Source organism: Tepidiforma sp. (assembly GCF_034433535.1).
GTDB lineage: Bacteria > Chloroflexota > Dehalococcoidia > Tepidiformales > Tepidiformaceae > Tepidiforma.
Genome location: NZ_DAOUAO010000118.1, coordinates 1 through 21,940, shown reverse-complemented (window position 1 = coordinate 21,940; position 21,940 = coordinate 1). Strand labels below are relative to the sequence as shown.

Sequence of the window (21,940 nt, the reverse complement as noted above, 5' to 3'; positions counted from 1 at the left end):
CGCCAGGCCGCGTACACCGCCTCCGCCACCCGCCGGTCCCCGCGCGAAAGTACCGCCTCGATGAAGCTGTCGCGCGGGTCATTCCAGCTGAACTCTACGCCCGCGGCCCTGCAGCCATCCTTCAGCAGGAAGTGCTTCGGCTCCAGCTCTTCCGCCGTGTCCTGCCGCGCCCACTGGAACGGCGTGTGCGGTTTCGGCACCAGATTGCTCGTGCTCACCCGCACCCGGGCGCGCCCGCCGACGTACTTCTTCCCGATCGCCTTCACCTGCCGGCCGAGCTCCACGATCCCCGCCACATCCTCCATCGTCTCGGTCGGCAGCCCGACCATGAAGTACATCTTGATGCCCGTCCAGCCGCGCTGGAACGCGTTCTCCGCCGCGCCCAGCAGGTCGGCGTCGCTCACCAGCTTATTGATTGCGTTGCGCAGCCGCTGCGAACCTGCCTCCGGAGCCAGCGTCAGCGTATGCTTCTTCCCCTTCGCCACCGCGTTCGCCACATCGACCGAAAACGTATCGACGCGCGTGCTGGGCAGGCTCACCTTCAAATTCGGGAACTGCTCCGTCAGCGCACGGACCATCGGGACGATCTCGCTGTGGTCCGTCGTGCTCAGCGAGAGCAGTGAAAGCTCGTCGTAGCCCGTGTTTTCCATGAGCCGCCGGGCCGCTTCCACCACCTCCGCCGGGGTCCGCTCGCGCGTTGGCCGGTAGATCATCCCCGCCTGGCAGAAGCGGCACCCCTGCGTGCAGCCGCGCTGGATCTCCACCGCCGCGCGGTCATGCACCGTTTGCAGGAACGGCACGATCGGCCGCACCAGCGGCTCCGGCAGCCGCTCCACAATGCGCCGCCGGATGACGCGCGGCGCCTCCGCCACCGTCGGCTCCAGCGCCGCGAAATGCCCCGCCTCGTCGTACCGCGCCTCATAGAACGCCGGCACGTACACGCCCGGCACGCGCAGCAGGTCGCGCAGCCGTTGCGCGCGCGGCGTGCCTTCGCGCTTCCACGTGCGCACCAGTTCGGCCAGCTCGACCACCGCATCCTCGCCCTCGCCCAGCACGAACGCATCGATGAACAGCGCCATCGGCTCCGGGTTGAACGCGCCGCTCCCGCCCGCGATGACCAGCGGGTCGTCCTCGCCCCGGTCCTTCGAAAACACCGGGATGCCCGCGAGGTCAAGCATGTTGAGCACGTTCGTGTACGTCATCTCGTACTGGAACGTGAAGCCGAGGACGTCGAAATCCTTCACCCGGTGCCGCGTCTCCAGGCTCCAGAGCAGTACCCCCTCCCGCCGCATCTCCGCCTCCATGTCGTCCCAGGGTGCGAAGACGCGCTCGCAGGCCACGTCCTCCATCCGGTTCAGGATGTCGTACAGGATGCCCAGCCCCATGTTCGACATCCCAACGTCGTAGGCGTCCGGGTAGGCCAGCACAAAGCGGACCGGCGCTGCGGCCCAGTCCTTCGTCACCGAATTCCATTCGCCGCCCGTATAGCGGGCAGGCTTCGAAACGCGCGCCAGCAGATGGTCGATCTGCACCGTCGTCATGGATACCTCCTTGCAGTGGGTGAGCGACACCGCAGGCAGGATTCCATGGTAGCAGCTTGCTCCCTCCCCGCCCCCTGACCGCACTACTCCGATGCGGTAGCCTCTCCCCGTGCCCACCGATGCCGTCATCGTCGCCGCCGGCGCGTCGACCCGCTTCGGACCCGCCGACAAGCTCACCGCCGACCTCCTCGGCCGGCCGGCCATCGCCTGGTCGCTGGCTGCCTTCGGAGCCGTGCGCGACCTCGGCTGTCTCGTCATCGTGGCCGCCCCCGGCCGCGAGCAGGAGTTCGAAGCCATCGCCCGCGATGCCTGCCCCCGGGCCTGCTACCGCGTCGTCCCCGGCGGCCCCCGCCGCCGCGACAGCGTCGAGGCCGGCCTGCGCGCCTGCTCGACCCGCTACGTCGCCATCCACGACGGCGCCCGCTCCCTGGTCACCGCGGCCCTCATCGAGGCCGTCATCGCCGCCGCCGGGGGCCGTCCCGGCGCGATCGCCGCGATCCCCGTCACCGACACCATCAAAGAGGTGGCGGACGGCGTCATCACCGGCCACCCCGACCGTTCCCGGCTGTGGGCCGCCCAGACGCCCCAGGTGGTCCTCCGCCAGGCCTGGCTCGATGCCGCCGCCATGAGCGACAACGATGAAACCGACGACGCCGCCATGCTCAGCCGGCTCGGCCTCGAGTGCGCGGTTGTCCAGTCCACGCCCGAAAACCTCAAACTCACCCGCCCACTCGACCTCGAAATCGCCCGACTCATCCTCGCGCAGCGCCAGGGAAGCCCATGAATCGCATCGGTATCGGCGAAGACCTCCACCCCACGGACGACGCCCGCACCCTCGTCCTCGGCGGCGTCATCATCGAAGAAGGCCCGGGCCTCCGCGGCCACTCCGATGCCGACGTCCTGCTCCACGCCATCACCGATGCCGTCCTCGGCGCCGCGGCTCTTGGCGATATCGGCCACTATTTCCCCCCGAGCGACCCTCGCTACGCCCACGCCGATAGCGCCGATTTTCTCCGCACCGCCCTCCGCCTCGCGCGCGAGGCCGGCTGGAGCCTCGTCAATATCGATGCCACCGTCCGGGCCGAGCGACCTCGCCTGGCGCCCTACCTCCCCCACATCCGCGCCCGCATCGCCGAGATCTGCGGCATCGAACCCGGGGCGGTCAGCGTGAAGGCCAAGTCGGGCGAAGGCCTCGATGCCGTGGGCCGCGGCGAGGCCATGGCCGCTATCGCCGTGGTCCTCCTCGAACAGTGACTGCCCCGCCACCGGTGCCCGTACCGGTGGCCCCGGCTAGGCTGGAAACGTGGGCAAGCGCCTCTTCGATGTCACGCTGACCCTGGTTACGCTGCCGCTCTGGCTGCCGATCATGCTGGTCGCGACGGCCATCCTCGCAATCGAACTCCGCGGCAACCCGTTCTTCCTCCAGCGGCGCATCGGCCTCCGCGGCCGCCCGTTCACCATGATCAAGCTCCGCACCATGCGCCACCCCCGGCCCGGCGAGACCGAACAGTACCGGGTCGACGACTTCTCTACCTTCGTCTTCTCCCCGCCCGACCGCCCCAACCCGCGCATCACCCGGTTCGGCGCCTTCTTCCGCAAGACGTCCATCGACGAGCTCCCCAACCTCATCAACGTCCTCCGCGGCGAGATGAGCCTCGTCGGGCCGCGCCCCGAGATCCCGGAGATCGTCGCGCAGTACCCGCCGCACTACCACCGCCGCCACGAGGTGCTCCCCGGCATCGCCGGCCTCGCCCAGCTCAACGGCCGTTCGGATTTGACCTATGACGAAACCGTTACCTACGATCTCGCCTACGTGGATGACCACTCACTCCGCACCGATATCGCCATCCTCCTGAAGACAGTACTGGCAGTAATCCGCGGGAGTGGCGCCCGGTGAACCGTCCATCCTCCCCGCTTGCCGCCCTCCGCCGGCTCGCCCCCGGCGACCCCCTCTCCACCCTGCTGGCCATCGCCCTCGATGTCGCCGTGGTTGGTGTTGCCCTCGCCTGCGCCCTGCTCCTCCGCTTCGATGCCGAGGTCCCGCGCCGCAACGCCGAATTCGTCGCGCGCATCTTCCCCCTCATCGCCGCCGCCTACGTCGCCGGGAACCTCCTCTTCGGGGTGTACCGAACCGTCTGGACCTACGGCAGCATCGGCGACATCATCGGCCTCTTCCGCCCGGTCTTTCTCGTCACGATGCTCATCTTCGCCGTCGCGTTCTGGTTCGAAGAACGCGTCCTGCCCCTCTCGGTCATCCTCATCACCGGCGCCCTCGCCTTCCCCGGCATGGCCGTGGTCAAGATGCGCACCCGCCTGCTCGTCCGCCTGCCGTGGGTCGGCACCAGCGAACGCCGCCTCCTCATCGTGGGTGCCGGCAACACCGGTCAGCTCCTCGCCCGCGAACTCCAGGCCAACCCCGAGCTCCCCTACCAGCCCGTCGGCTACGTCGACGACGACCCTCGCCGGCTCCACCACCGCATCCACGGGCTCAAAGTGCACGGCACCATCGACGAGCTCGAGCAGGTCGCCCGGCGCATGGACGCCGAGGTCGTCGCCATCGCCCTCGATAGGCCCCCCGGCCACCTTGTCCGCCGCATCGTCGCCACCTGCCAGCGGCTCAACATCCCCGTCCGCATCGTCCCGGGTGTCGATAACTGGGTGCTTGGCCACGGCCACGATGCCCTGCGCGAAATCACGCTCGATGACCTCCTCGGCCGCGAGCCGGTCCAGGTCGATTTCGCCGCCTGCAGCCAGTCGGTCAAAGACCGCGTCGTCCTCGTCACCGGCGCCGCCGGCTCGATCGGCTCCGAGCTCTGCCGGCAGGTGCTCACCTTCCGCCCGCGCGAACTCCACCTCGTCGACAACAACGAGACCGGCCTGCACGACCTCAGCCTCGAACTCGCCGGCATCTCACCGGAAACGACCATCCGGCTCTGGGTCGCCAGCATCACCGACGAGCCCCGCGTCCGCGAAATCTTCAGCCGCGCCCGGCCCGGCCTCGTCTACCACGCAGCCGCCCTCAAGCACGTCCCGCTCATGGAGGAGCACCCCGCCGAGGCCTTTCGCGTCAACGTCCTCGGCACCCTCCACTGCGCCCGCGCCGCCCGCGAATTCGGCGCCGGCATGTTCGTCCTCATTTCAACCGATAAGGCCGTGCGCCCCAGCAGCGTCATGGGCGCCACCAAGCGCATCGCCGAGCTGCTCATCCTCGCCCTCGCCCGCGAATCCGCCCGCACCGGCTTCGCCGCCGTGCGCTTCGGCAACGTCATGGGGTCCCGCGGCTCGGTGGTGCCCACCTTCATGAAGCAGATCGAGCGCGGCGGCCCCGTCACCGTCATGCACCCGGAGATGCAGCGCTACTTCATCTCGATCCCCGAGGCCGTCTCGCTCGTCATTCAGGCCGGGGCGTTCGGCGGCAACGGCGAAATCTACATGCTCGATATGGGCGAGGAGATCAACATCCTCGAACTCGCCGAGCGCATGATCCGCCTCCGCGGCCTCCGCCCCGGCGAAGACATCGAAGTCGTCTTCACCGGCCCGCGCCCGGGCGAGAAGCTCCGCGAAGAGCTCGTCGCCGATTTCGAACGCATGGCCCCAACCGGCCACCCGAAGGTCATGCGCCTCACCGCCTCGGTCGAAGTTACCGAACGCGAAATCACCCGGCTCATCGAAGAGATCCGCGATGTCATGTGGGGCGACCCCGAGGAGGTGCGCCGCCGCATCCACCTCGTCGCCCGCCGCTTCTCGCGCGATGCCGAGTCCGCCGACGAGCCAGAAAGCGAAGCCCTCCCCTCATGACCGCCGAGCCCCGCATCCATCCCACCGCAGAGGTTAGCCCCGCCGCTGTCATCGGCCCCGGCGCCAGCGTCTGGCACCACGCGCAGGTCCGCGAGCGCGCCTCCATCGGCGCCGGCAGCATCATCGGCAAAGGCGTCTACGTCGGCGCCGGGGTCGCCATTGGCGCCAACTGCAAGGTTCAGAACTACTCCTGCGTTTACGAAGGCAACACCCTCGAGGATGGCGTCTTCGTCGGCCCCGAAGTCGTCTTCACCAACGACCGCTACCCGCGGGCCATCAATCCCGACGGCACCCTCAAGGGCGCCAGCGATTGGGAGCTCTCCGGCTCCGTCGTCCGATACGGCGCCGCCATCGGCGCCCGCTCGGTCATCCTCCCGGGGCTCACCATCGGCCGCTGGGCGCTCGTCGCCGCCGGCTCCGTGGTCACCCGGGATGTCCCCGACCATGCCCTCGTCGCCGGGAACCCCGCCCGCCAGGTCGGCTGGGCCTGCGTCTGCGCCCGCCCGCTCGCCTCCGACCTCCGCTGCCCCGCCTGTCACCGCGCCTACCGCCTCGCCGGCGAGGGCGCCCCCATCCTCGAACCGATCCCCGCCACGGAGCCCGCATGACCGCCGTCAACCGCCCCTTCATCCCTGTCGCCCGCCCCCAGGTCGGCGAGCGCGAAAAAGCCGCCGTCATGGAGGTCCTCGAATCCGGCCAGCTCGCCATGGGGCCCCGCACCGAGGCCTTCGAGGCCCGCTTCGCCGAATACGTCGGTGCACGGCACGCCATCGCGGTCAACAGCGGCACCGCCGCCCTCATCGTTGCCCTCCAGGCCCACGGTATCGGCCCCGGCGATGAGGTCATTACCACCCCGTTCAGCTTCATCGCGACCGCCACCTCCATCATCGCCTGCGGCGCCAGGCCGGTGTTCATTGATATCGACCCCTTCGACCTCAACCTCGACCCCGCCCTCGTCGAGGACGCCATCACCGAGCGCACCCGCGCCATCCTCCCGGTCCATCTCTACGGTCACCCGGCCCGCATCGCCGAACTGGCCGAACTCGCCGAGGACTTCGGCCTCGCCCTCATCGAGGATGCCGCACAGGCCCACGGCGCCGAGCACCAGGGCCGCCGCGTCGGCACCTTCGGCACCGGCTGCTTCAGCTTCTACCCCACCAAGAACATGACCACCGGCGAAGGCGGCATCATCACCACCAACGACGATGAGGTCGCCCGCCGCGCCCGAATCATCCGCAGCCATGGCCAGGAGGTCCGCTACCGCCACGACCTCTTCGGCCTCAACTGGCGGATGCAGGACCTCAACGCTGCCATCGGACTCGCCCAGCTGGAGCAGCTCGAGGACTGGACGCGCGCCCGCATCGCCAACGCCGAGCGCCTCTCGAGCCAGCTCCGCGGCGTCGAAACCCCGCGCGTCCGCCCCGGCGACCGCCACGTCTTCCACCAGTACACCATCCGCGTCCCCTCCGGCCGCGATGCGCTCCAGCAGCAGCTCCACGAAGCCGGCATCGGCACCGCCGTGCACTACCCCATCCCCATCCATCAGCAGCCCATCATCCGCGAGCTCGGCTTTGGCGATGTCTCGCTACCCAACGCCGAGGCCGCAGCGCAGCACGTGCTCTCCCTGCCCGTCCACCCCGCCCTCTCGCCCGAGGACGTCGACTACATCGCCGAAACCCTCAACCGCCTCCGCCCCTAACCTCCCACCTCCAACCTCCCACCTCCCACCTTCCACCTTCCACCTTCCACCTTCCGGCGGTACCCTCGAACCCGTGAGCACCCTCCGCGCCGCCGTCATCGGACTCGGCTCCATGGGAGCCAACCACGTCCGCGTCCTCGCCGATACTCCCGGCGTCGAACTCGTCGCCGTCGCCGACCCCGACCCCGAGCGCGTGCAGCGCGCCATTGCTGGCCGCAGCATCCCCGGCTTCGCCAGCACCTCGGCCCTCCTCGCCGAGAGCCGCCCCGATTTCGTCTCCGTGGTCGTCCCCACCGGCCTCCATGAGGAGGTCGCTGTCGCCTGCATCGAAGCCGGCGCCCACGTGCTCGTCGAAAAGCCCATCGCCGCCACCCTCGAAGCTGCCGCGCGCATCGCCCGCGCCGCCGAGGATGCCGGCGTGCTCCTCACCGTCGGCCACATCGAGCGCTTTAACCCCGCCATCCGTGAACTCGCGCGCCGCCTCCGCGAAGGGCAGGGCGGCCGCGTCCTCCAGCTGCGCGCCCGCCGCGTCGGACCCTTCCCCCACCGCATCCGCGATGTCGGCGTCATCCACGACCTCGGTCCGCACGACATCGACATCATGCGCTACCTCCTCGACGACGAAGTCGTGCGCGTTTACGCCGAATCCCGCGCCCACATCGCCACCGACAACGAAGACCTCTTCGCCGGCATGCTCACCTTCCGCAACGGCGCCATGGGCCTCCTCGATATCAACTGGCTCACCCCCACCAAGGAGCGCACCCTCACCATCCTCTGCGAAAAAGGCATGTTCACCGTCGACTACGCCGCCCAGGTCCTCTGCTTCTACGAAAACTACGCCGCGGCGGCGCGCGATGGCGTCTACGCCTCCGTCACCGAAGGCCCCATGACGCGCTACCCCATCCCGAACCGCGAACCGCTGCGCGTTGAGCTCGAAGCCTTCCGCGATGCCATCCTCGCCGGCGGCCCGCCGCCCGTTCCCGCCAGCGACGGCATGGCCGCCCTCGCCATCGCCGAGGCCCTCGTCCGCTCGGGGCAATCCGGCCAGCCCGTCGACCTTGCCGAGGTCTCGCGCCTTCCATGAACGTCGCCGTCGTCGGCATCGGCCGGATCGGCCTCCCGCTCGCGGTCACCATCGCCTCCCGCGGCCACCGGGTCACCGGCTGCGATATCGATGCCGCCCATGTCCAGCGCATCAACCTCGCCAAAAACCCCCTCCCCGATGAGGCCGGTCTCGGAGAGCTGCTCGCACGTGTCATCGCCGACGGCACCTTCCGCGCCACCACCGACACCCGGGGAGCCGTCGCGTCCGCGCAGGTGATTCTCTTCGCCGTCCGCGTCGACATCGACCCCGAAGGCCGCGCCGACCTCTCCCACCTCCTCGCCGCCGCCGAGACTGTCGCCGGCGCGCTCCAGCCCGGCGCCCTCTGCATCTTCGATACCACCCTGCCCGTCGGCACCACACGCCGCGTCCTCGTTCCCCGCCTCGAAGCCGCCGGCCGCCGGCTCGGGCACGACCTCCACGTCGCCTTCAGCCCCGAGCGCCTGCTTATGGGCCGCGTCATCGAAGACCTGACGAAATACCCCAAGATCGTCGGCGGCGTCGACCCCCGCGGCGGCGAGCTCGCGGCCGATTTCTACCGCCAGACCTTCGGTGGCGAGGTCATCCTCCTCTCCTCCGCCGAGGCCGCCGAACTCTCCAAGCTCGCCGAGGGTGCCTACCGCGACCTCAATATCGCCCTCGCCAACGAGCTCGCCATGGTCGCCGATGTCCACGGCCTCGATATCGAAGAGGTCATCCGCGCCGCGAACTCCCAGCCCTATTCCCACATCCACGTCCCCGGCACCGGCGTCGGCGGTCACTGCATCCCCGTCTACCCCCGCTTCCTCATGCAGGGCGAAGGCCCGAGCGCCCTTTCCGCCCTGGGCCGCGCCGTCAACGACGCCATGCCCGGCTACGTCGTCCGCCGCCTCGCCGCACTCCTCGGCGGGCTCGAAGGGCGCCGTGTGCTCGTGCTCGGCCTCACCTTCCGCCCCAACGTGGCCGTCACCTTCCACACCAACGCCCTCGACCTCAAGCGCGAGCTCGAAGCCCTCGGCGCCGCCGTCCACGGCCACGACCCGCTCCTCAGCCCGGAAGGCATCGCATCGCTCGGCTTCGAACGCGCCCCTGAGCCCCTGCCCCGCTACGACGCGGCCATCGTCCACAGCTATCACGCATCCTACGCCGGGCTCGAATGGGGCAGACTCGCGCCCATCATTGTCGACGCCCGCAACGCCCTCGACCGGTCCGCGGTCGAGGCCGCCGGCGCCCGCTACCTCGGCGTTGGCCGTCCCCCGACGCCCTGGCTTTAGCTCCGCAGCCGCTCTGAAGCAGCACTGACGGCGGCCCGGATGTCCGCCGGGAACCCCTGCTCCCGCAACAGCCGGCCCAGCGCATTCAGCAACAGCAGCACGTTCCCCGCTGTCGAGCTCTCGCCCATCAGCCCGATGCGCCACACCCTGCCGCGCAGCTCGCCGAGTCCCCCGCCGATTTCGATCCCGAACCGGTTGAGCAGCGCGCCTCGCACTGCGGCATCCTCCACCCCCTCGGGGATGCGCACCGTCGTCAGCACCGGCAGACGATACCCCGCCTGCGCATGCAGCGTCAGCCCAAGCGCCTCCAGCCCGGCCTGCAGCGCTCTTCCGTTTCGCTCGTGCCGGGCCCAGCGTGCCTCGAGCCCCTCCTCCAGGACCAGGGCCAGCGCCTCGTGCAGCGCATACACCATCGAAATCGGTGCCGTGTGGTGGTACACCCGGCGCTCATCCCAGTACGCCTCGAGCAGTCCAAGGTCGAGGTACCAGGTATTGACCGGCGTCTCTCGCGCACGCACTGCCTCCCACGCCCGCGCCGACAGCGTGATCGGCGCCGCCCCCGGCGGCGCGCTCAGGCACTTCTGCGTCCCCGAATACACCACGTCGGCGCCCCAGTCATCGACCCGCACTGGCACCCCGCCGAGCGAGGTCACGCAGTCCACCAGCAGCAGCGCCCCGGCCTCGCGGGCGATGCGCGCGAACGGCTCGACCGGCGTCTCAGCGCCGGTCGAAGTTTCTGCATGGACGATCGCCAGCAGCTTCACCTTGCCCGCCGCCCTGATCGCTGCCTCAACCGCCGCCGCGTCGACCGGTTCGCCCCACGGGGACTGCACCCGTGTGACCACCCCGCCTGCCCGCTCGGCCATCTGCGCGATCCGCTCGCCGAAGTACCCGCAAATCCCCACCACCACCCGGTCGCCGGGCTCCACCACGTTCATCACGCCGGCTTCCATCCCGCTCGTGCCCGTCCCCGGCGTGGCCAGCGTGACCTGGTTCTCGGTCACCATCACCCGCCGCAGCATCTCCCGGCAGCGGTCCATCACCCGCAGGAAGTCCGGGTCGAGGTGGCCCAGCAGCGGCTTCGTCATCGCCGCCAGCACCCGCGGGTTCGCCCCGCTCGGGCCCGGGCCCATCAGCACGCGCGTCGGTGGTTGCAGGGAAGAAGTCGTCGCCATGCCGCGTATCCTATCGGCCGCCGCCCCAACCGTCGCCCGCCGCGCTCGCAGCGCCAGTTTCGACACGCGTGTACAATCAGGGCACATCCCGAACACCGAGGTACCCCATGGACTTCCGAGACACCCCGGAGGAGGCCGCGTTCCGCGCCGAAGTCCGCAAGTTCATCGCCGAAGAAGGCCACAAGGCCCGCCAGCGCGATGACGACGGCGAGCGCGGCTTCTTCGGCGGCAGCAAAGAGTGGACCAAGGCCCTCGCCGCCCGCCGCTGGATCGCCCCTGCCTGGCCGAAGGAGTACGGCGGCGCCGGCCTCTCCGTCATGGAGCAGTTCATCTTCAACTGGGAGCTCGCCGAGGCCCGCCTCCCCCGGCCGGGCGGCATCGCCGTCGGCTTCGCCGGCCCCACCCTCATCGTCCACGGCACCGAAGAGCAGAAGAAGAAGTACCTCCCCGGCATCCTTAGCGGCGAGGACATCTGGTGCCAGGGCTACTCCGAACCCGGCGCCGGCTCCGACCTCGCCTCCCTCCAGACCCGCGCCGTCCGCGATGGCGACGACTACATCATCAACGGCCAGAAGATCTGGACCTCCGGCGGGCACCTCGCCAAGTGGATGATCCTCCTCGCCCGCACCGACCCCGATGCCCCCAAGCATCGCGGCATCACCTACTTCATCGTCGATATGAAGTCACCGGGCGTCACCGTGCGCCCGCTCATCAATGCCGCCTACACCCACGAGTTCAACGAGGTCTTCTTCGAAGACGTCCGCGTCCCCCGCGAAAACATCATCGGCGAGGAGAACCGCGGCTGGTATCTCGCCCAGACGACCCTCTCCTTCGAGCGGTCCAACATCGGCGGCTCCGTCGGCGCCCGCCAGGCCGTCGAGGACCTCATCAAGTTCGCCCGCGAGAACACCACCAACGGCCAGAGCACCCTCGCCCACAACCCGGCCATCCGCCACGAGCTCGTCGAGCGCTACGTCGAAGCCGGCGTCGCCCAGATGATGAGCTTCAAGATCGTGTCCATCCAGGCCAAGGAGGGCGTCGCCCCCGGCCATGAGGCCGCGGTCGCCAAGCTCTACGGCACCGAGCTGAACCAGCGCATCTACCGCACCGGCATGAAGGTCCTCGGCCTCTACGGCCAGCTCGACGCGAAGACCGCCGGCCCCACCCCGCCCATGCGCGGCCGCATCAAGTACATGTACCTCCGCTCGATCGCCAACACCATCGAGGGCGGCACGAGCGAGATCCAGCGCAACATCATCGCTACCCGCGGCCTCGGGCTCCCGCGCGCCTGAAGCATCCGGCCTCGATCGCCAAACCAGCAGGGCCGCCCTCGCGAGGGGGCGGCCCTTTCGTTGTCTGCGTACCCCGGAAACCCCGGGCCGACCGGGACGCGCTGGCCGGGCTCAGCCCGCCGGGGGGCCGCCGGCCGCCCCCGGACCCGCTCCGCCGCCGCCCTGCTCGCGCCGGTTCGCCAGCATCATCGAAACCAGCCAGCTGAACACGCCCGCCAGCGCCAGCAGCACGGCCACCCCGAAGATAAGCACCATCCCCCGGTCGAGCCCGGCATCGCCGCCGCCGTCGCTCGCCTGCTGAGCCGCCGCCCGGGTGGGCGTCGCCGTCGGCTGCGTCTGCTGTGGGCGCTGGGTGGGTGCGGCAGTGGGCGCCGCCGTCGGCTGCGACCGCGGCGCCAGCCCGTGCTCCGCCCGGAAGGCGTCTTCGAATTCCGCCATCGAAAGCCCGTACACCCGCTCGATCGCCTGGTCGAACCGCGTCCCGGACTTGATGGTCCGCATCAGCTCCGCGAACCGGGCCGGGCCCTCCCGGTCGATCAGGAACTTCACCATGAAGTAGGCCTGCCCGTAGAACACCCCGACCAGCTGCGGGTTGCTCGTCGGGACCGTCATCTGGTTGAAGGGGATCAGCCGGTCAGCCCGCACCGCTGCCCGGAAGGCGCCTTCATAATCCCCCGGCGAACTCTGCGCGTAAACCGCCGCGCCCTCGTCCATCCACGCCGGCAGCTTGGCCAGCGTGCCCTGCCCGGCCACGTCGTTCAGGATGTGCCCCAGCTCATGCCGCAGCGTGTCCGTCCGATCCGTCGAGCCGCAGGGCGTCGGGTTCATCAGCAGGATGTCGTTCGTCACCTTCGTCCCGCAGGTCGTTACCGCCGCATCGAACCGCCCGCCCGAGCCCGGCCGCGCCGGGGTCATCTCCGCCTCGCTCGCGAACAGGATGACCTTCACCGGCAGCGTCGTCAGCGTGACGCCGTAGAGCTGCCTGCCGATGCGTTCGTACGTGTCCTGCCCGGCATCCAGGTAGGCCCGCGCCAGCGTCTCGCGGTCGCCGTGGTAGTACATCGTCATGAAGTCATTCGAAACCGACTTCCATTCCCGGTCCGGCGGCAGGTAGAGGAATTCCCGCTCCTCGCTGCGCGCCACTTGCCCGTCCGCCGTGGTTACCTCCCATGAGTACGTGAACTCCGAACCGACCGGGATGTAGACCTGTCCCGAGTTCACCTGCATCACCACCTCAGCCGTCACCAGCCGCCCCGGCTTGAGCTCCTCCGGCTTGTCGAACGCAGAGGCCCCGCGACCCTTGATGCGATAGTAGAGCGTGGCATCCGTGATGTCCGCATCGGCCCGTACCGTCACCCGGAACGTCAGCGTCTGCGGGTAGCCGTTCTCCACCGTCAGCGATTCGAACACCGTCGCCGCCCGTGCACGCTCCCCCGCGGGCCAGAGCAGCGCGGCCGTCATCACCGCCAGCCACACCGCCGACTTCGCCCGGCCCCTCATGCGACCTCCTGCCCGACCTGCGCCTTCAAGTACGCCTCGATGAACGGGTCGATCTCCCCGTCGAGCACCGACGTCGTATCGCTGGTTTCGTAGCCCGTGCGCAGGTCCTTCACCAGCTTATACGGGTGCAGCACATAGTTTCGGACCTGGCTCCCAAACGAAACGTCAACGTGCTCGCCCTTCAACCGCGCCTTCTCCTCCTCCTGCCGGTTCAGCTCCAGCTCCAGCAGCCGCGACTGCAGCACCTTCAGCGCGCTCTCTTTATTCTGCGCCTGCGACCGCTCGTTCTGGCAGGTCACCACAATGCCCGTCGGCAGGTGGGTAATCCGGACGGCCGTCGAGTTCTTTTGGACGTTCTGACCGCCGGCCCCGCTCGAGCGAAACACGTCGATGCGCAGGTCGTCCGGGTTGATTTCGATTTCGCCCACCGCATCGACCTCCGGCATCACCTCCACCTTCGCGAAGCTCGTCTGCCGGGTCGCTGCGGAGTTGAACGGGGAGAGCCGCACCAGCCGGTGCACCCCGCGCTCGCCCTTCAGGTAGCCGTAGGCATACGGCCCCCGGATCTCCACCGTCGCGCTCTTGATGCCCGCCTCTTCGCCCTCGGTGACATCCAGCACCAGCGCCTCGAACCCGCGCCGCTCCGCCCAGCGGAGGTACATCCGCAGCAGCATCTCGGCCCAGTCCTGCGAGTCCGTGCCGCCCGCGCCCGCGTGCACCGCCAGGATCGCATTGCGCGCGTCGTACTCGCCGGAAAGCTGTAGTTCGAACTCCCGCTTGCGCAGCTCCGCCTCGATGGCGTCCAGTTCGCGCGCCGCCTCCTCGGCCGTCGCCTCGTCCCGCTCCTCCAGCGCAAGGTCGATGAGCTCCGCGGCATCCCGCGCGCGGCGCTCCAGCCCGCGCCACGACTCCACCCGGTCGCGCCGCTGGGCCAATTCCTGCATCACCTGCCGCGCCCGGGCCGCATCGTCCCAGAAGCCGGGCGCCGCCGATTCCTGTTCGAGTTCAGCTATCCGAGCTTCGTCCCGGGCGATGTCAAAGTCGCACCAGGAGGTCAGAGATACGGTCCGAAAGCTCGTGTGCGCGCGCCTGCAGTTCGTTCATAGCTCCATCCTCGCACGCTCACGCCCGACGATCGAGGGTGCGCACGTCACGCGCCAGCATCCAGAACCGCTGCAGCGCCGTCAGGTTCGAAAGCACCGCCAGCACCGCCATGGCAGCGGTCAGCCAGCCCAGCACGAGCCCCAGCCCCAGCACCGCGACCCGCTCCTGCCGGCGAAACAGCCCTTCCCGCATCGCGAACCCTTCCACCTCCGCCCGCGCCCGCAGGTAGCTCACCGCCACGCTCCCGACGAGCGCCGCAAACGTCGCCGCAACCTGCCAGTGCTCCTCCCGGTCCGCGAACCACCACGCGCAGGCCGCCAGGACCACGGCCTCCGAGAGCCGGTCGAGCACGGCATCGAACACCGCACCGTAGGGGCTCGCCTTCCCCGTCGCACGTGCCACGGCGCCATCCACCAGGTCGAGTGCCGAAAATGCCAGGTAGACCAGCCCGGCTGCCAGCAGCCAGCCCTGCGTCACCAGGTACGCCGCGCCGACATTCCCGGCCGCGCCCGTCAGCGAAATCATGTTCGGGGTGATGCCAAGCCGTCCCACCCCCCGCCCAATCGCGTCCTGCACCCCCTGCGGCAGGCGGGTCGGCAGCAGCGTGACCGGCATCAGCGGCCCGCCGCCAGGGCTGCGCGCCGGGCGCGCGTCTCGGCAACCTGCTGCCGCTCGTAGAGCAGTCGCTCGTAGTACCAAAGCACCCGGTGCGCCACGTTGTCCCAGCTGTAGTGCCGGGCCAGCTCCCGGCCGCGCGCGCTCAGCTCCTCCCTCAGCATCGGATTCCGCAGCAGCCGCACCACCGCCGCGGCGAGCGCCTCGGGATCTTTCGGTCGCACCAGGAGCCCTTCCATCTCGTGCGTCATCACCCCGGCGAAGCCCTCGATGTTGCTTGCCACCACTGCATCGCCGGCCGCCAGCGCCTCCAGCAGCACGTAGCCCTGGCTTTCATTGCCCGTATTGGGCGCGCAGAACACGGTCGAGCTACGGTGATACCGCGGCAGGTCCGCGTAGGGCACGTTCGGCCGAAAGACCACGTCCGGGAACGGCGCCATCACCCGCTCATAACGGCTGAAATCCCCCGCCCCCACCACGATCAGCCGCGTGTTCGGCTCCATCTCCCGGATGCGCAGGTAGGCCCGCAGCAGGTATTTCAGCCCTTTCCGCTTCTCGGGCCGGCCCACAAAGAGGATGTTCTGCCGCCCATCCATGAATTCCGGGAACGGCTCCGCCGGCCCGGCAAAGTGCCCGTAATCGATCCCGTTCGGGATGATATTGAAATACCCCGGGAAGTAGCGGCTCACCAGCTTCGCCGCCGCCGGCGACACCGCGATCTTGCCTTCAATCTTCCGGAACCAGCGGCGCGTTAGTGGCGTCGTGTAGCCGTAGAACCGGTTGCCGCCCTCCTTGGCCGCATGGAACGTCCCCACGTTCACCGCCCGCGAATAGCGCAGGAAGTGGTACGGCAGCAGCGGCATCAGCGGCTCGTGCAGGTGCACCACATCGAACCGGTGCTCCGCCAGCACCCGCTTCACCTCCGGCGACTTCCACGCGAACGTGATCCGCGCTACCGAGCCGCTCACCCGCATCGAGAACGGCCGACCCATCACGTGGATCTCGTCGCGCACCCGCTCCGGCTCCGATGCCGGCGCAAAGATCACCACCTCATGGCCCCAGTCGCGGAAGTATTCCGCCAGGTGCCGGATGTGCGTCTTGACGCCGCCCTCCACGCACCAGTCGTAGGGACTCACCAGGGCGATCTTCACCGCCACCTCCGCGCCATCTGCAGCGCCTTCCGCGGGGTCGCCGTATAGCCCCACGCCAGACCGAGCGCAGCCCGGCCCGCCGGCACAGCCTTCGCGGCCGGGAGCATCGCCCCGCGCGTCGTCCCCGACAGCAGCGCCGCCCGCAGGTCGGCGGCCGACCGCCCGGGGAATTCCGTCCAGCCCGCGCCCACGTGCTCGAGGTGGTGCGCGTCCGAGCTCCCCACCGTCGCCAGCCCCCAGCGCTCGGCGTTGAGCCGCGCCGCCCGCTGCGCCGTGCGCCGCCCCGCCGGGCTCGCGTTCGCCACCTCGATGGCGTCGAACCCAACCCCTGCCTCGCTCCGCTCGGCCAGCGTGTTCAGCGTCCGCTCGCCGATCGACCGCGTCAGCCAGCTCAGGGGGTGCGGGGCAATCGCCAGCCCACCCGCGTCGTGAATCATCCCAAGCGTGAATTCTACGCCCCGGAAGCTCGGAGGGTCCCGCTCGATGAACAGCGCAAGTACGTGGCCCTGGAGTGTGGTCACCTCCGCCCCCGGGATGACCTCGAACCGGTAGCCCCGGCGCGCCGCCAGCTCCTGCGCCCGCAGCCCGCCCCGTACATCCTCGTGGTCGGTCACCGCGATCACATCGAGGTCGGTGCAGTGCTCCACGTACTCGAGCAGCTGCTCGATGCTCGCCAGCCCATCGCTCGCGCGCGAATGCAGGTGGAGGTCAGCCTTCCCCACAGGCGTGCACCTTCCAGAAGTCCTCCAGCACCGCCCACTGCCCCGGGTCGCGCCGGAGGTGCCGCTCCAGCAGGACGACGTACCGTTCGACCGCCGCCCGGATGTCCCGCTCGGCGTCCTCGCTCTCCTCCACCACGAAGGGCTCCTCCACGTACACCCGGAACTGGTCGCCTCGCTTCCGGCTCGAAAAAATCGGGATGACCGTCGCGCCCGTCCGGCGCGCCAGCTCCCACGGTCCGCGCGGCAGGCGAACCCTGCGCCCAAAGAAGCTGGTGCAGACCCCCGTGTGCTGGATGTCGCGGTCCCCCATCACCCCGACTACCCCACCCCGCCGCAGCGCCTCGATACAGGAGCGCACCCCGGCGAAATTCGCTTCGAGGAATGTCCCGCCCGCCGAAGAGCGCAACCGCAGCATATACTCCGCCCAGTCGCGCGGCTCCAGCCGCTCCACCAGCGCCACGAACGAGCGCCCCCGGAAGGTCAGTGCCTGGATCGCCATCTCCGCGTTGCCCGTATGGGCACTCACCAGCAACACCGGCCCGTTCGAACGCAGCAGGTCAAGCCGCTCGTTGTGAAAAATCTCGAGGTGGTCCCGCTCGAAGCGGGACATGTCGCGTCGCGGCAGCGTCACCAGGTCCAGGTAATACTCCAGCACATGCTGCAGCGCCCGGCGGGCCGCCCTCCGGGCGCGAGCCCGGTCGCCCTCGCAGAGCGGCAGCATCGTGCGGGTGAGCCGGCGCCGCCACGCCGGGTTCAGGTTCCACACCGTCCAGGCCACCACAGGCGCCAGCCGGTAGAACGGCCCCGGGACTCGCCCGGCCGTGTGGTAGGCCGCTCCCATCGAGACCGCCCGCAGGCTCACACCGGCACCGCCCCGTTCTCCCGCCGTGTCCACAGCTCCCGGAACATGTACCACTGGGTCGGCTCCGCCCGGATGAACCGCTCGTGGGCCTGCATCACCCGCTGCGTCAGCTCACGCACGCACGCTTCGGTCCCGTTGTCGCACGGCAGGATCGAAAAGTCGCCGTCGATGGCGAACGCGTCCCCGGCCTCATTCAGCCGCCGAAACGCGACCGGCACCAGTGCCGCCCCCGTGGCCAGCGCCAGCCGCGCCGGGCCCGCCGGCACTTCCACCCGCTCGCCGAAGAACTCCACCGCCACCCCTTCCCCCGGCACCGGCCGGTCGATGAGCAGCGCCAGCAGCCCGTTCCGCCGCAGCGCCCGGACCATCGACGGCCCGGCCCGCTCCAGCCGGATCACCTGCATCCCCAGCTGCTCGCGTGTCCCGAGCACTTCCTCATCCAGCCGCGGGTCGCCCAGGCTCTCCGCGACCACCGCTACCGGGTAGCCCCGGGCCGCGGCCGCAGCGGCGCCCGCATCCCAGTTGCCATAATGCATGCACACCACCACCGCCCCCTTCCCGCGCGCCAGCAGCAGGTCGAGCTGCGCGAACGCGTCTTCGCCCACCAGCCGCGGCGGCCGCCAGCCGTGACGCTGCAGCGCCATAAAATCCACGACATATCGCAGATACCCCGCCAGGGAACGCCGACCCGCCCGGTCCAGCACGGCCCGCTCCCGCGTCCCCAGCACGCGCGCAAAATTCTCCCGCATCGCGCGGCGGCCCCGCGGCCACAGCCAGTAGGCCCCGTGGCCAATCGCCGCTGCCGCCGTGTACGCCACCGGCCGCGGGGCGCGCCCCACGGTCGCGGCGGCCGCCCTCCAGCCCCAGTAACGAAGCGCTCCGCCGGCCGCGAAACCTCCCGCGCGAACTCCGCCAATGGTGCGCTCGGCGCCGGTCGAGTCCCCCATCGCTCCCAGTGTACCGGCCTGCACGTTACCGGACCGACTAGAATCGCCCCCATGGACCTGAAAGTCACCCGCCTCGATGTCGCCGACGGCATCGCCACGATCACCCTCAACCGCCCGGACCGCCTCAACGCCTGGACCGGCCGCATGCACACCGAATACCGCTGGTGCCTTCAGCAGGCCGATGCCGACCCCGCCGTTCGCGCCATCGTCATCACCGGGGCCGGCCGCGGCTTCTGCGCCGGTGCAGATGCCCGCGCACTCGAAGGCCACATCGAAAAGGGCGGCTACGACCCGGGCACACCCGCCGAGCTCCCCAACCCCGGCTACGGCATCCGCCCCGAGTTCGACGCCGACTTCGCCTTCCACTTCGGGCTCTCCAAGCCCACCATCGCCGCGATCAACGGCCCCGCCGCCGGCGTGGGGCTTGTGCTCGCCTGTTTCTGCGACATCCGCTTCGCCGCAGCCGGCGCGAAACTCACCACCGCCCACGGCCGCCTCGCCCTCCCCGCTGAGTACGGGCTCTCCTGGCTGCTCCCGCGCCTCATTGGGCTTGCTCCCGCAATGGAGCTCCTCCTCTCCAGCCGCATCTTCCTCGCCGAGGAAGCCGAGCGCCTCGGGCTTGTCCACCGGGTGCTCCCGCCCGAGGCGCTCATGCCCGCGGTCTACGAGTACGCCGCCGGACTCATCCGCGCCATCGCGCCCTCATCCCTGCGCGAAACTCGCCGCCAGGTCTACACCGACCTCCACCGCGATGTCCGCGCATCGGTCGAACACGCCCGTGATCTCCTCGACCGGATGGCGCGCGGCCCCGAATACCGCGAAGGGGTCGCCGCCCTCCTCGAAAAGCGCGAGCCGCGATTCTGGCCGCAGGCAGATGCCGGGGGCGCCTCCGCCGAAGAGCTCACAGCGCACACTGCGCCGCCAGCGAGCTGATTGCCGTAATCCGCCGGCCCTGCTGGATTTCGTCCAGGAAGCCCTCCGTGCAGTACCCGACCGAGATGCCGGTCTCCGGGTCGCACCAGCCGATCTGCCCGCCGGCGCCGCCATGCCCGAACGCACGCGGCGAACAGGTCCGCCCGAAGCCGCGCAGGTGCATGTTCCCGTCGTCTCCTGCCACCACCACCGTCAGCGCCCGGTTCACCGGGTAGTCCAGGATCGGCACCCGGTGGTACTCCCTGGTTCGCACCTGCGTTGCCCATTCGATCGTCTCCGGCTTCAGGATGCGCTTCCCGCTCGGGCCTTCCCCGCCGTTCACCAGCGCCTGGTAGAACAGCGCGAGCTGGGCCGCCCCGCCGATCCCGCCCCCGCCCGGCACCCCCACGGCCCGCACCTCCGGCCGGTTGAACGCCAGGATCGCCTCCGGCGTCACCTCGCCCCATCCGCCCGGCGGCGGGGTCGGCGGCGCCAGGTGCCGCACGTCCGCCACCCGCCCGTTCAGCTCCGCCGGCAGCCCCAGGTACAGCTCGTCCACCCCCGCCGGCTCGAGGATCCGCTCCCGCACATACCGCCGGAAGTCCATCCCCGTCCGCCGCTCGATGATCTCCGCCAGCACCCAGTGCGCGCTCGTCGCGTGGTACTCGAAGCGCGTCCCAGGCTCCCAGTTCAGCCGCCAGCTCGCGAACCGCTGCAGCCGCCGCTCCCGGTCGTCCCAGTCCAGCGGCGAAAACGGCGCATACGGGAACCCCGCAATATGCAGCATCACCTGCTCGGCCGTGATCCCCTCTTTCCCATTCGTCCCGAACTCCGGGATGATCTCGGCCACCCGCTCGCCGATATCGAGCAGCCCCTCCTCGCAGAGCGCCCAGGTCGCCGCCCCCACGATGGCCTTCGTGCAGCTGAAAATCGCATAGAGCGTGTCATTCGTTGCGGGCACCTCCTCGCCCCGGCCCTCGTGCTGCACCGTCCCAAAGGTGCGCACGCCGGCCAGCCGCCCGCGCCGTGCGACCGCTACCTGAGCGCTCTTCAGCGTCCCATCGTCCACGTCCCGCTTCGCCCGCGCGAAGACCGCTTTCAGCTTCTCGCTGTCAACCCCGATGTCCTCTGGCTTCGCCGCCAGGTACTGCTCCAGCGCCATTGCCTGTGCCTCCGCTGCCCGAAACTTGCGCCGGGAGCATACGCCCGCAGCCCCCGCCCCGCCACGCTGCCATCCTCCGCACGGCTACAATGAGCCTGCCGCGCCCCCGTAGCTCAGGGGACAGAGCAGGCGCCTTCTAAGCGCTTGGCCGCAGGTTCGAATCCTGCCGGGGGCGCCACCGACCGCAGTATCCCAGCTTCCCGGGGCCCGCCGTGCAAATTTCCCCCTCCGTCCGCGCCGCGCTCGTTCCTGATGAGAACCCGATGCACCCCGATTACACGTGTATCTATCTCGTCGGCGCCCCCGGCCGCCAGGCGCTCACCATCGACTCTGGCGAGGCCATCGACCGCTACCAGTGGTTCCTCCGCGGCTACCTCGCCGCTGTCGAGCGCACAGAGATCAGCATCGCCGCCATCACCCACCATCACCCGGACCACTGCGGCAACCTCAAATGGGCCCGCGAGGAACTCCGCGCCGAAGTGGCCATCCCGGCCAACGGCAAACCCCTGCTCAAGGGCCGTATCCCCCGCGAAGTGACGCTCCTTCACGACGGCCAGGTCATCGAACTCGATGGCGGCATCCGTGTCCAGGTGCTCGCAACACCGGGTCACTCTGTCGATTCGCTCTGCTTCTACCTCGAAGAGGAAGGGGTGCTCTTCACCGGCGATACCCTCCTCGGCTCCTCCACCACAACGGTCTGGAACCTCGCCGAATACCGCCGCACCCTCCAGCGCCTGCTCGAACTGCCCAACCTCCGCGTCATCTGCCCCGGCCACGGCAAAATCGTCCACGACCCGCGCGAACGCCTCCGCATGTACATCGAGCACCGCAACATCCGCGAGCGGCAGATCCTCCAGGTGCTCGAAGGCGGCGGCCCGCTCACCAGCTGGGAGATCATGCTCCGCCTCTATCCCGACATCGACCCCCGCCTCCGCCGCGCCGCCGACAACAACGTCCGCAGTCACCTCCAGCAGCTCGCCGAGGAGGGCCGGATCCGGGCGTACCCCGGCGTACCCCGGCGCCCGCCGTCGCCGGCAGCCGTCCAGCGGCAGATCGAACACGCCCGCGAGCGCGACCGCCTCATCGCCCGGGCCCGCCGGCTGGA

21 protein-coding genes and 1 tRNA gene are annotated in these 21,940 nt (G+C 69.8%); 12 read left to right on the top strand and 10 right to left on the bottom strand.

The window, feature by feature from the left end; all coding sequences use genetic code 11:
• Positions 1–1,541: TIGR03960 family B12-binding radical SAM protein (locus VAE46_RS06420; protein ID WP_322796095.1), on the bottom strand; the 1,541-nt coding region annotated here is incomplete at its 3' end.
• Positions 1,542–1,650: 109 nt separating this feature from the next.
• Here VAE46_RS06420 and VAE46_RS06415 point away from each other — a divergent pair.
• The 8 genes from VAE46_RS06415 (at position 1,651) to VAE46_RS06380 (ending at position 9,393) form a co-directional block, all read left to right on the top strand.
• Complete coding sequence (locus VAE46_RS06415) at positions 1,651–2,325, top strand: IspD/TarI family cytidylyltransferase (protein ID WP_322796094.1); 675 nt, start codon at positions 1,651–1,653, stop codon at positions 2,323–2,325.
• Positions 2,322–2,795, top strand: a complete 474-nt coding sequence (ispF, locus tag VAE46_RS06410; protein WP_322796093.1) for a 2-C-methyl-D-erythritol 2,4-cyclodiphosphate synthase — start codon at positions 2,322–2,324, stop codon at positions 2,793–2,795. The genes VAE46_RS06415 and ispF overlap by 4 nt, the downstream gene beginning before the upstream one ends.
• Before the next feature lie 49 nt (positions 2,796–2,844).
• A complete protein-coding gene (locus tag VAE46_RS06405) occupies positions 2,845–3,438 on the top strand; it encodes a sugar transferase (RefSeq protein WP_322796092.1) in 594 nt (197 codons plus the stop codon).
• Positions 3,435–5,339 (top strand): nucleoside-diphosphate sugar epimerase/dehydratase, encoded by a 1,905-nt coding sequence (locus VAE46_RS06400; protein ID WP_322796091.1) that lies wholly within the window; start codon positions 3,435–3,437, stop codon positions 5,337–5,339. Before VAE46_RS06405 ends, VAE46_RS06400 begins: the two co-directional genes overlap by 4 nt.
• The gene (locus VAE46_RS06395; protein ID WP_322796090.1) at positions 5,336–5,947 is read left to right on the top strand and encodes an acyltransferase; all 612 of its coding nucleotides are present in this window, start codon (positions 5,336–5,338) and stop codon (positions 5,945–5,947) included. Before VAE46_RS06400 ends, VAE46_RS06395 begins: the two co-directional genes overlap by 4 nt.
• On the top strand, positions 5,944–7,038 hold the full coding sequence (locus tag VAE46_RS06390; RefSeq protein WP_322796089.1) for a DegT/DnrJ/EryC1/StrS family aminotransferase: 1,095 nt from the start codon (positions 5,944–5,946) through the stop codon (positions 7,036–7,038). The genes VAE46_RS06395 and VAE46_RS06390 overlap by 4 nt, the downstream gene beginning before the upstream one ends.
• Positions 7,039–7,111: 73 nt before the next feature.
• Positions 7,112–8,122, top strand: coding sequence for a Gfo/Idh/MocA family oxidoreductase (locus VAE46_RS06385; protein ID WP_322796088.1), 1,011 nt, complete (start codon positions 7,112–7,114; stop codon positions 8,120–8,122).
• Positions 8,119–9,393, top strand: a complete 1,275-nt coding sequence (locus VAE46_RS06380) for a nucleotide sugar dehydrogenase (protein ID WP_322796087.1) — start codon at positions 8,119–8,121, stop codon at positions 9,391–9,393. The genes VAE46_RS06385 and VAE46_RS06380 overlap by 4 nt, the downstream gene beginning before the upstream one ends.
• Here the strand turns inward: VAE46_RS06380 and VAE46_RS06375 are convergent.
• Entirely contained in the window at positions 9,390–10,568 is a 1,179-nt protein-coding gene (locus VAE46_RS06375; RefSeq protein WP_322796086.1) for an alanine--glyoxylate aminotransferase family protein, read from the bottom strand. The two genes, VAE46_RS06380 and VAE46_RS06375, sit on opposite strands and share 4 nt — an antisense overlap.
• 107 nt (positions 10,569–10,675) lie before the next feature.
• On the opposite strand from VAE46_RS06375, the gene VAE46_RS06370 reads away from it, so the two are divergent.
• The gene (locus VAE46_RS06370) at positions 10,676–11,860 is read left to right on the top strand and encodes an acyl-CoA dehydrogenase family protein (protein ID WP_322796085.1); all 1,185 of its coding nucleotides are present in this window, start codon (positions 10,676–10,678) and stop codon (positions 11,858–11,860) included.
• Between the two features lie 111 nt (positions 11,861–11,971).
• Here VAE46_RS06370 and VAE46_RS06365 read toward each other — a convergent pair whose 3' ends face one another.
• The 7 genes from VAE46_RS06365 to VAE46_RS06335 all read right to left on the bottom strand — a co-directional run bounded on the left by VAE46_RS06365 (position 11,972) and on the right by VAE46_RS06335 (position 18,761).
• Positions 11,972–13,360, bottom strand: a complete 1,389-nt coding sequence (locus tag VAE46_RS06365; RefSeq protein ID WP_322796084.1) for a peptidase MA family metallohydrolase — start codon at positions 13,358–13,360, stop codon at positions 11,972–11,974.
• A protein-coding gene (prfB, locus tag VAE46_RS06360; RefSeq protein ID WP_416223948.1) for a peptide chain release factor 2 occupies positions 13,357–14,464 on the bottom strand; the annotation gives its coding sequence in 2 pieces (ribosomal slippage) (positions 13,357–14,406 and positions 14,408–14,464; 1,107 coding nt in all). Before prfB ends, VAE46_RS06365 begins: the two co-directional genes overlap by 4 nt.
• 18 nt (positions 14,465–14,482) lie before the next feature.
• On the bottom strand, positions 14,483–15,079 hold the full coding sequence (locus VAE46_RS06355; protein WP_322796082.1) for a CDP-alcohol phosphatidyltransferase family protein: 597 nt from the start codon (positions 15,077–15,079) through the stop codon (positions 14,483–14,485).
• Positions 15,079–16,230, bottom strand: a complete 1,152-nt coding sequence (locus VAE46_RS06350) for a glycosyltransferase family 4 protein (protein WP_322796081.1) — start codon at positions 16,228–16,230, stop codon at positions 15,079–15,081. The genes VAE46_RS06355 and VAE46_RS06350 overlap by 1 nt, the downstream gene beginning before the upstream one ends.
• Positions 16,227–16,952, bottom strand: coding sequence for a PHP domain-containing protein (locus VAE46_RS06345; RefSeq protein ID WP_322796080.1), 726 nt, complete (start codon positions 16,950–16,952; stop codon positions 16,227–16,229). Before VAE46_RS06345 ends, VAE46_RS06350 begins: the two co-directional genes overlap by 4 nt.
• Complete coding sequence (locus VAE46_RS06340) at positions 16,939–17,814, bottom strand: lysophospholipid acyltransferase family protein (RefSeq protein ID WP_322796079.1); 876 nt, start codon at positions 17,812–17,814, stop codon at positions 16,939–16,941. The genes VAE46_RS06345 and VAE46_RS06340 overlap by 14 nt, the downstream gene beginning before the upstream one ends.
• Complete coding sequence (locus VAE46_RS06335) at positions 17,811–18,761, bottom strand: hypothetical protein (protein ID WP_322796078.1); 951 nt, start codon at positions 18,759–18,761, stop codon at positions 17,811–17,813. The genes VAE46_RS06340 and VAE46_RS06335 overlap by 4 nt, the downstream gene beginning before the upstream one ends.
• A gap of 51 nt (positions 18,762–18,812) precedes the next feature.
• Between VAE46_RS06335 and VAE46_RS06330 the strand changes: the two genes are divergently transcribed.
• Complete coding sequence (locus tag VAE46_RS06330; RefSeq protein ID WP_322796077.1) at positions 18,813–19,694, top strand: enoyl-CoA hydratase-related protein; 882 nt, start codon at positions 18,813–18,815, stop codon at positions 19,692–19,694.
• Here VAE46_RS06330 and VAE46_RS06325 read toward each other — a convergent pair.
• Entirely contained in the window at positions 19,663–20,835 is a 1,173-nt protein-coding gene (locus VAE46_RS06325; RefSeq protein ID WP_322796076.1) for a serine hydrolase domain-containing protein, read from the bottom strand. The genes VAE46_RS06330 and VAE46_RS06325 overlap by 32 nt on opposite strands.
• A gap of 102 nt (positions 20,836–20,937) precedes the next feature.
• On the opposite strand from VAE46_RS06325, the gene VAE46_RS06320 reads away from it, so the two are divergent.
• A tRNA-Arg gene (locus VAE46_RS06320) sits at positions 20,938–21,013 on the top strand.
• A gap of 85 nt (positions 21,014–21,098) precedes the next feature.
• A partial coding sequence (locus tag VAE46_RS06315) for an MBL fold metallo-hydrolase (protein ID WP_322796075.1) occupies positions 21,099–21,940 on the top strand: 842 nt, incomplete at its 3' end.